This is a genomic window from Streptomyces phaeochromogenes, from assembly GCF_001418655.1.
Lineage (GTDB): Bacteria > Actinomycetota > Actinomycetes > Streptomycetales > Streptomycetaceae > Streptomyces > Streptomyces phaeochromogenes.
Genome location: NZ_LIQZ01000211.1, coordinates 23,285 through 30,691 on the forward strand (window position 1 = coordinate 23,285; position 7,407 = coordinate 30,691).

Annotated in this window: 6 protein-coding genes and 1 pseudogene; 3 read left to right on the forward strand and 4 right to left on the reverse strand. The window is 69.1% G+C overall.

Annotated elements, in window-relative coordinates:
- Positions 1-164 precede the first annotated feature (164 nt).
- Complete coding sequence (locus AOK17_RS27040; RefSeq protein ID WP_055615162.1) at positions 165-1,643, reverse strand: MFS transporter; 1,479 nt, start codon at positions 1,641-1,643, stop codon at positions 165-167.
- A gap of 101 nt (positions 1,644-1,744) precedes the next feature.
- On the opposite strand from AOK17_RS27040, the gene AOK17_RS27045 reads away from it, so the two are divergent.
- Positions 1,745-2,254, forward strand: a complete 510-nt coding sequence (locus tag AOK17_RS27045; protein WP_055615163.1) for a MarR family winged helix-turn-helix transcriptional regulator — start codon at positions 1,745-1,747, stop codon at positions 2,252-2,254.
- A gap of 88 nt (positions 2,255-2,342) precedes the next feature.
- Here the strand turns inward: AOK17_RS27045 and AOK17_RS27050 are convergent, their stop codons facing one another.
- Complete coding sequence (locus AOK17_RS27050; RefSeq protein WP_055615164.1) at positions 2,343-3,254, reverse strand: LysR family transcriptional regulator; 912 nt, start codon at positions 3,252-3,254, stop codon at positions 2,343-2,345.
- A 106-nt stretch (positions 3,255-3,360) separates the two neighbouring features.
- Between AOK17_RS27050 and AOK17_RS27055 the strand changes: the two genes are divergently transcribed.
- Both AOK17_RS27055 and AOK17_RS27060 read left to right on the forward strand, forming a co-directional pair.
- On the forward strand, positions 3,361-4,206 hold the full coding sequence (locus AOK17_RS27055; RefSeq protein ID WP_055615165.1) for an oxidoreductase: 846 nt from the start codon (positions 3,361-3,363) through the stop codon (positions 4,204-4,206).
- A gap of 477 nt (positions 4,207-4,683) precedes the next feature.
- Entirely contained in the window at positions 4,684-5,961 is a 1,278-nt protein-coding gene (locus tag AOK17_RS27060; protein WP_055615166.1) for a prolyl oligopeptidase family serine peptidase, read from the forward strand.
- Between the two features lie 69 nt (positions 5,962-6,030).
- Here AOK17_RS27060 and AOK17_RS27065 read toward each other — a convergent pair.
- The coding region (locus tag AOK17_RS27065) for a glycoside hydrolase family 1 protein (protein WP_245697380.1) at positions 6,031-7,068 on the reverse strand (1,038 nt) is incomplete at its 5' end.
- Positions 7,069-7,070: 2 nt separating this feature from the next.
- Positions 7,071-7,387, reverse strand: a pseudogene (locus tag AOK17_RS52530) (family 1 glycosylhydrolase); the annotation flags it as partial.
- Positions 7,388-7,407: the final 20 nt, after the last annotated feature.

Below are 7,407 nucleotides of genomic sequence, written 5' to 3' on the forward strand. Positions count from 1 at the left end.
CCTTGCGGACGCGGCCGTCCTTGTAGAGCAGGACGCCGATGAAGCCGGCCATCTGCAGGTAGGTCTCCCTGCCGGTCCGCCAGTACAGGGCGTAGACGACTGACAGGAGGACTCATCACTGCTCCCTTTCGTAAGGGGCTGGTTCAGGTTCGCAAGGGGCTGGTTCAGGCGTCGACGACGGAAGTGGTGGTCGACGTGGACTTGTTGAAGCGAGGCAGGGCGGCAGCGCCGACCGCGAGGAGGGCGACGATGCCCATCTGCACGTACTCGACTGCGGCGAAGGCATGGGCGACGTTGTGCGGGGCCAGGGCCAGATAGAGGGTGCCGAGGGTGGCAACGCCGAGCGCCAGTCCGCTCTGCTGCAGGGTGATCAGCACGCCGCTGCCGATACCGGCCATATGTGTGGGAACGTCGGCGAGCACGCTGCGGAACAGGCCGGCGAACAGCATCGACTGTCCGGCACCGACCAGGGCCAGCGGCACAGCCATCGCCCACAGACTGACGTGCGGCCAGTTCCCGAGGAGGACCGCCACCAGCGAAGCCAGTCCGGCGAGTTGGACGACAGCGCCGGCGGACAGCGCTGCCCGGCCGAACCGTGTGATCAGGCGGGGCGCGACCAGTGACCCGGCGAAGAACAGCAGGGCCATCGGCAGGATCGCCAGCCCGCTGTGCAGGGCGTCGGCGTGCAGGCCGATCTGGACGGTGAGGGCGAAGACGAACATGAAGGCGCCGAAGCCGATGCTGAAGGCGAACACCATGGTCAGCCCGCGGGACATCGACGGCAGGCGCAGCAGGGACGGCGGCAGCAGCGGGACCTCACCGCGCCGCTCGGTGCGCTTCTCCACGACATGGGTGACGACGCCGAGGACGACTGCGACGGCGAGCATCAGCCAGGTCCACCAGGGCCAGCCCAGGGAGTGCCCCTCGGTCAGCGGCACCAGCAGGGCGGTCAGGGTGGCGGCGAACAGTACGGTGCCGGGCAGGTCGATGCCGACGGGGTGGTGCGAGCGGGTGTGGGGCACGATCCGGGCCGCCACGATCAGGACGACCACGCCGATGGGTACGTTGACCAGGAAGATCGGACGCCAGGAGGTGCCGGCGATGTCGGCACTGACCAGCAGGCCACCCACCAACTGTCCGACCACGGCGGCGATTCCGGAGGTAGCCCCGTACAGGGCCACGGCACGGGACTTGCGTTCACCTTCGAGGACGTGGTGGAACGTCGCCAGTACCTGCGGGATGAGCAGGGCGGCGGTGGCGCCCTGGACGATTCGGGCCGCGATCAGCGCACCCACGCTCGGGGCGACACCGCAGGCCAGCGAGGCCAGCACGAAGCCCACGAGCGCCCCGAGGAAGATGCGCCGACGGCCGAAGCGGTCGCCCAGCCTGCCGCCGAGAACCAGCAGGGTCGCGTACGCGACGCCGTACCCGGCGATCACCAGCTCCAGCGACGAAGCCGAGGCGTGCAGCGAGGCATCGATGCTGGGCAGGGCCACGTTGGTGATGAAGAAGTCCATGATCGGCAGGAACGCGCCGGCCAGCAGGATGAACACCCCGGCCGGGTGCAGGCCGCCGGCGCGGGCCGTGGCATGGGGAGAGCGTGCTGCGGCCCCGGTATGCCGCGAGGAAGTGCTTGTCGTCATGACAGCCCCCAGAAGACTGTAGTTATGTAGCTATAACTATGCGCTCATAATGAGTATGCGTCCATAACTACCTCTGGGCAACCCCGTACCCTGGAGCCGTGATGGAGGATCAAGCGCACCCGACGAACTCGACGGCTGGACCGGACCACGAGCAGCGGTGGGCCGAGCTGGCCGATCTCGTGCTGATCATCAGCCGGGAGGTCCAGTTCCGCGGATACGCCGACGAGAGGGCCATCCCCCTCTCACCGTCCGAGGGCATGGTGATGCGCTACCTGCAGCGCGAGCCCCACGCCCCGCCCAGCCGCATCGCCGACGCGACCGGACTGCAACGAACCAACCTCTCCACCGTCCTGGGCGGACTGGAGCGCAAGGGCCTTGTCGAGCGGCGCACCGACCCGGGCGACGGCCGCGGCGTCACCGTCCACGCCACTGAACTCGGACGCACCAACTACACCCTCGTCCGCCGGGAATGGGCCACGGCCGTCTCCGACGCCGCCAACCACGACACCACACACCTCGACGCCGCTCTCACCCTGCTCACCGCCGTGGAGACCGGACTGACCAGGACTCGACCACGGAACCGCGCCACCCGTCCGGCAACAGGAACCTGACCGGGCGCGCGCATCCCCTTCAGGACGAGTCCGTCGGGGTGAAACCAGCAAGGTCGGCGAGACTCTCCACGCTCTGAGCGCCTGATCATCAGGTTGTGGCCCCAACGTCCCGCGCTGCGGCGAGGTAGGCGAGAACCAGCGTCCGTTTGTCGTCCTGGCAGGCGGCCACCGCCAGTTGAGAGGGGGAAATACCCCGGACCGGCACGGCGATCACCTCGTCCCGGACGACCAGTGGGGCGTTGCCGGTGGCCAGCAGCGCCACCCCCTGGCCGCCGGCGACCGCCTCGTGGGTCTCCTCGGCGCTGGCCACCACTCCACCGATCCGTGGCTGTCGACCGTTCCGGGCGTCCAGGGCAAGCCAGTAGTCCCGCAGCGGGCCGGCCTCCGGGGGGAGGGCGAGGAAGGGCTCCTCCAGCAGGTCGGCGAAGTCCACCTTTCCCTCGGGGTCGGACGCGGCCCGCGCCGCCAAGGGGTGTCCGTCCGGGAGCGCGACCAGCCGAGGCTCGCGTGCCACCACCGCGTACTGGTAACGGTCGTCGTCGGGCAGCGGCAGCCAGACGAAGGCGACGTCGCTGGATCCATCCGCCAACCCGGCGGTGGGATCCGCCCAGTTGACCTGGTGCAGGACGGGCTGTGCGTCCGGATGCCGGGAGATGAGGCGGGTCCGCAGAGCGGGCAGCAGCCCGCGGCCGGGACTGGTGGACATACCGATCACCAGGGTGCACCGCTCGACGGTCTTCGCCTCCTCCACCGCCGCCTCCGCGGCCTGCCAGGCGGCCAGCACCGCTCGGGCGTGCGGCAACAGGGCTTCCCCCACCGCGGTCAACCGCACTGTCCGCCGGTCCCGTTCGAACAGGACCACGCCGAGTTGCTTCTCCAGCATCCGTATCTGCTTGCTCAGTGCGGGCTGGGAGACGAACAGCCGCTCGGCGGCGCGAGTGAAGCTCAACTCCTCGGCGACCGAGGTGAAATAGCGCAGATCACGCCCATGGACGTCCATAACTCATGGCTATCACAACGGGTCTTGGACGCCGCCCTGGTGACTGGCGAAGGATCGAGTCCGTCGACAGAAGAACCCCGAACGCCAGTTGACGAGGGAGACGACGATGAGTGAGAACGCCAAGGTCTGGCTGGTCACCGGCGCGAGCAGCGGTTTCGGGCGGGCCATCGCGGACGCCGCGGTCGACGCCGGCGACACGGTGATCGGCACCGCCCGGCGGACCGAGGCGCTGGACGAGCTGGTCGCCGCGTACCCGGACCGTGTCGAGGCGATCAGCCTGGATGTCACGGACGGCGAGCGGATCGATGTGGTGGCCGCCGACGTCCTGGCACGCTACGGCAGGGTGGACGTGCTGGTGAACAGCGCCGGCCGCACCCAGGTAGGGGCGTTCGAGGAGACCACCGACCGGGAGTTGCGTGACCTGTTCGAGCTGCACGTGTTCGGCCCTGCGCGGCTGACCCGGGCGCTGCTGCCGCAGATGAGGGAGCGGGGCAGCGGATCGGTCGTGAACATCAGCAGCTTCGGCGGGCAACTGTCCTTCGCCGGGTTCTCCGCGTACAGCGCGACCAAGGCGGCGCTGGAGCAACTGTCGGAGGGCTTGGCCGACGAGGTGGCGCCGTTCGGCATCAAGGTGCTGATCGTGGAGCCCGGCGCGTTCCGTACCAACCTGTTCGGCAAGGGCGCGGCGTACTTCTCCGAGGAGAACCCGGCGTACAGGGAGAAGGTCGGCGCGACCCGGCAGATGGTGCAGGGCAGCGGCGGCAGCCAGCCCGGGGACCCGGCGAAGGCCGCGGCGGCGATCCGGCTGGCTCTGGAGGCCGAGAAGACCCCGCTCCGCCTTGCCCTCGGCGCAGACGCGGTCGACTTCCTGACCGCACACCTGGACTCCGTGCGGGCCGAACTCACCGAGTGGGAGAAGGTCTCCCGGAGGACGGACTTCGACACGGAGTGACAGCCGGGCAGCCGACTGCAGAAGGTCGACAGGCGCCCTACTCCAGTCTCGGTCCCTCCCCGAGAACACCACGCTGCTGACGGATACTCACCGTCGCAGTGACAGTAGCCCGGTGGTTCGCCATGGGTTCGCCGGGACCGATGAGAAGCCGGGATGGGCCCGCGGGATCATCGACGCGGGTGAATCCGCCACTGCCGCGGGCGGAGCGGTGGTCGACAGACCGGTCGTCGAGCGCGTTCGACGACTGCTGGGCCGCGTGACCTGAGGGCCGGCTGCCACCGCCTGGAGAAAAGCCGGAGCAGCGCCTGTCCGCCACGCGGCAACGCCGGTAACGTGCCGGCGGTACTCACTTTTGTCCTGCTCACGACATGACCCGCTCTGGTCCCGTACGTGGTGGGCCGTCAACTCTCAGCGGCCGCACCACCGGGTTCGACACATGGGCCGTGATGAAGCCTGCCGACGACATAAGGAGTCCGCATGGCAACACCGATCACCCGTCGCACCATTCTGGCGCTCAGCACGGGCGCCGCCGCCGGCCTGTCCCTGCCCGGCGTCGCCGCGTATGCCGACGACCATGCGACCACCCGTGTGAGATTCACCTTGAACGCCCAGGTGCTCGACGGCGGCGAACAGGTCACCTCGATCACCCTCAACACCGCCCGGATCGGCCCGATCGACCCGGCCAGCCTGACCACCGCCACCTTCACCGTGCACGCCAAAGCCACCAGCCCGATTCCCATCGCCGACGACGACGCCATCTTCGGCGAGTACGACCTCGACCGCACGGTGACCGCCGTCCGGCTCGACCACCGCGGCAACATCGTGCTTGGCCTCAGCCATGCCGAGGGTCAGACCGGCGGCGGCACCCTCGGTTACATCGAGGGCAAGAGCCGCAACGTCATGCTCGATCTCGTCTACACCATCACTCAGCGCGCCCCGATCGTCCTATGCGATCACCGACCGATCACCATCAGAGAATTCGTGCAGGACCATCGGCTGTCGGACCCCGAGGTCGACGCGTTCAGCTCCCACGTCTCCGGCTCGGGAATGAAGTACCGGCTGTACTCACCCACCGGCTCCCACGCCTCCCGACGCAGCAAGCGCCCGCTGATCGTCTGGCTGCACGGCGGAGGTGAGGGCGCCTCACTGCCCGACAACTACTACGACAACGAGACCACGCTGCGAGCCAACCGCGGCGCACTGGGCTTCGCCACCCCCCAGGCACAGCGCATCTTCGACGGCGCCTACGTCCTCGCCCCGCAAAGCACCTCCGCCTGGATGCAGGACGGCCCCCGCTTCGCGCCCCTCATCCGCGAGATCATCGGCGACGTCACGCGCAGGAACCGCATCGACCACGACCGGATCTATGTCGTCGGCTGCAGCAACGGCGGCTACATGAGCATGAAGATGACCACTGTCTACCCCAACCTGTTCGCCGCTGCCGTACCGATCTGCGGCGTTGTCACGTCCTCCCCGCCGGGCGGTGCACCGCTGATCCCCGACAGCGAGCTGGCAAGGATCAGCACCCCCAGCTGGCTCGTCACCTCCCGTGACGACACCACCGTGGACCCGCAGGCCAACACCGCCCACGCGCACGACCTCATCCCGGGCTCACTGATGACGCTCTACGACCACGTCATCTGGAACGGCCACCGGTTCGCCGGCCACTGGTCATGGATCTACGTCGCCCGCAACGACCCCAGCATCAACGGAACGCGCGTCTGGCAGTGGATGGCCGCCCAGCATCGGCACTGACCGGAAACCCACGTACCGTTGGACCGTGGTCGGCCGATCCGCGGCTGTGCTTCGACGTCACACGCGGGCTCACCGATTCTCACCGTCCCGGTCCGGCAACGTGCCGGTGCGGGCCACATCGGCGTACCACCGTGCGCTGGCCTTGGGGATGCGCTTGCCGGTCGGGTAGTCGACGTAGACGGCACCGAAGCGCTTGCTGTAGCCGTAGCCCCATTCGAAGTTGTCCAGCAGGGACCACAGGAAGTAGCCCCGTACGTCGACGCCAGCGACGATCGCCCGCTGCACGGCCGACAGGTGGCCGTGCAGGTACGCGATGCGGTCAGGGTCGCTCACCTCGCCCTCCGGGTTGACGTAGTCGTCGAACGCGGCCCCGTTCTCGGTGATCATCAAAGGCATCGCGGGGAACTCCGCCTTGAGCCGCATCAGCAGGTCGTACAGACCGCTGGGGTCGACCGCCCAGCCCATCGCGGTGGTGCTGCCCTCGGGGCGGTGGAAGGCGACCCGGTCTGCGCCCGGCCAGGGGCTGTGTTCGCTCGCCCCATGACCGTCGGAGCCGTGGCTCGCCTCGCCGGTCGCGGCCGAAACGAGGGTGGGCGTGTAGTAGTTGACGCCCAGGAAGTCCAGCGGCTGGTGGATCGTGGCGAGGTCGCCGTCCTGCACGAAGGACCAGTCGGTCAGACCGGCCGTGTCCTGGAGGAGATCCTGCGGGTACGCGCCCTCCAGCAGAGGGCCGGTGAAGACGCGGTTGGCCAGCGCGTCGATCCGGCGGACCGCGTCCAGGTCCTCGGCGGCCTCGGTCAGCGCTCGGACGTGGTGGATGTTGAGCGTGATGGATGTCCGCGCGCGGGAGGGCAGTTCGGCGCGCAGTGCCTGAACGGCTTTGCCGTGGGCGAGGTTGAGATGGTGCGCCGCGCGCAGGGCCGCGACCGGGTCGGTGCGCCCGGGCGCGTGGACACCGGAGCCGTATCCGAGGAAGGCACTGCACCAGGGCTCGTTGAGGGTGGTCCAGGTCTTCACCCGGTCCCCCAGCGCACGGGCCGCCAGGGTCGCGTAGTCGGCGAAACGGTCGGTCGTGACGCGCTCCGGCCAGCCGCCCGCGTCCTCCAGNNGGGCCGCGGCCGGTCGGCTGCACCCGCGGCCATGACAGGGAGAACCGGTAGGCGCTCACGCCGAGGTCGGCCATGATCGCGACGTCCTCGCGCCAGCGGTGGTAGTGGTCGGTGGCCACGTCACCGGTGTCGCCGTTGCGTACCCTGCCGGGCGTGTGCGAGTAGGTGTCCCAGATGGAAGGGGTGCGTCCGTCGACGGAGGCGGCACCTTCGATCTGGTACGCGGCGGTCGCCGTCCCCCAGGTGAATCCCTGAGGGAATCGGAGGGCGTTGGTGGATGCCGGGGCGGGCGCGACACGTCGGGTAACGGTGGTCACGTGAGTCCTTCCAGATGCAC

Excerpts from the sequence above, each read along its gene's own strand:
- AOK17_RS27040 (WP_055615162.1), bottom strand. The coding sequence starts at position 1,643 with ATGACGACAAGCACTTCCTCGCGGCATACCGGGGCCGCAGCACGCTCT.
- AOK17_RS27045 (WP_055615163.1), top strand. The coding sequence starts at position 1,745 with ATGGAGGATCAAGCGCACCCGACGAACTCGACGGCTGGACCGGACCAC.
- AOK17_RS27050 (WP_055615164.1), bottom strand. The coding sequence starts at position 3,254 with ATGGACGTCCATGGGCGTGATCTGCGCTATTTCACCTCGGTCGCCGAG.
- AOK17_RS27055 (WP_055615165.1), top strand. The coding sequence starts at position 3,361 with ATGAGTGAGAACGCCAAGGTCTGGCTGGTCACCGGCGCGAGCAGCGGT.
- AOK17_RS27060 (WP_055615166.1), top strand. The coding sequence starts at position 4,684 with ATGGCAACACCGATCACCCGTCGCACCATTCTGGCGCTCAGCACGGGC.